This window comes from Protofrankia sp. Cas8, assembly GCF_963555845.1.
Lineage (GTDB): Bacteria > Actinomycetota > Actinomycetes > Frankiales > Frankiaceae > Protofrankia.
In genome coordinates this window covers 7,825-8,625 of record NZ_CAUVXI010000229.1, presented here as the reverse complement: position 1 = coordinate 8,625, position 801 = coordinate 7,825, and the positions used below count along the sequence as shown (strand labels likewise).

Sequence of the window (801 nt, the reverse complement as noted above, 5' to 3'; positions counted from 1 at the left end):
CAGTAGTCGATACTCGCGTAGTACCTGAGCCTGGGCAGCCTGCTCGGCGAACGGACGTGACTGGGGAAGCGCGATAAATGGCCGTCGCGCAGCGGCCACCTCCGCGACCGTTCCCTCGCCCGCATGGTCCGACCACGACATCTGAAGCCGTCAGAAGCGGCCAAGGGTCAGCGACAAGGCCGTGAACGAGAGCCTCGTCAGGCCAAGGATTTCCCGAAGCGTCCTGATAGCTGCCAACTATCTCCTACCCCCATTCTGGAGTCGCCGCCATGGCCTCCTCTACTTGCCTGGAGGAGATTTCGTGCCCGCCTCGCCCTAGTACTACAGCCACAGTGATCGCCGTGTGGTCTCTTTCCGGCTCGTCGGCGTGGCGCGATGCGCGGGCGGCCACCGCGTGATTTCTCGGCTCTGTGAAGAAAAACGAGGAAGACGCGGTGGCCGCGACTGACAGCGTAACCCTGGACAACGTCACGGAATGGGAGGCCGGGCTTGCAGAGCTGTTCGGCCGTGTCGCGCACTGTTTTCCCGGTGACCAGCCGAGAGTGCAGGCGTGGGCCTACCTGGACGGACTGTTGTCGAGGAACGAGCGTAAGAACGGGTGGACGCTCGCCGAGCACGCCAAGGACCGGGGGCCGCAGAAGATGCAGCGCTTGCTGAATGAATACGCCTGGGACGCCGACGGCGTACGTAACGTCATCCGATCGTATGTCATCGACCACCTGTTCGAGCCCGACGGAGTGCTCGTCTTGAACGAGACGGGATTCATGAAGAAAGGACGCGCATCAGCGGGCGTCCAACGTC

Annotated in this window: 1 protein-coding gene; it reads left to right on the top strand. The window is 62.9% G+C overall.

The genetic code is table 11. The features are described 5' to 3' along the window. Window positions 1-458: 458 nt before the first annotated feature. The coding region (locus tag U9977_RS23330) for a transposase (RefSeq protein WP_322751429.1) at window positions 459-801 on the top strand (343 nt) is incomplete at its 3' end.